The following is a 495-nucleotide window of genomic DNA, read 5'->3' as shown; positions in this document are numbered from 1 at the left end:
CCGCCCATGTCAACGCCGGTCAACACCTGACGGCGCAGGCCGGAAATAACCTGACGCTGACCACCGGTACAGCCTCATCCGACTTAGTGGAGCACAGCAAGCAAACCAGCAAAGGCTGGCTGTCGAAATCGTCAGTGGAAACCCACGATGAAGTGCATGACCGGCAGGCGCTCAGCACCACGTTCAGTGGCGATAAAGTGACTCTACAGGCCGGTAAAGACCTCAATATCCGCGGCAGCAACGTCGCGGGCACGCAGGATGTCAGCCTGAACGCCGGTCATCAGCTCACTGTTACCACCGCTGCGGAAGCGCACGATGAAACCCATTTGCGGCAGGAGAAAAAATCGGGCCTGATGGGCACGGGCGGGATTGGCTTCACCTTAGGCAAAGCCAGCCAGAAAGTCACCACCGACAGTGACAGCCAGCTTAGCAAAGGCAGCACGGTCGGCAGCAGCCAGGGCAATGTCACCCTCAACGCAGGAGAACAGCTCCGGG

At 59.4% G+C, this 495-nt stretch carries 1 protein-coding gene; it reads left to right on the top strand.

From position 1 onward, the window contains the following. Positions 1-495: hemagglutinin repeat-containing protein (locus EAE91_RS23785; protein WP_214090574.1), on the top strand; the 495-nt coding region annotated here is incomplete at both ends.

Source organism: Photorhabdus noenieputensis (assembly GCF_018448935.1).
GTDB classification, from domain to species: domain Bacteria; phylum Pseudomonadota; class Gammaproteobacteria; order Enterobacterales; family Enterobacteriaceae; genus Photorhabdus; species Photorhabdus noenieputensis.
This window is presented reverse-complemented; position numbering and strand designations above follow the sequence as displayed.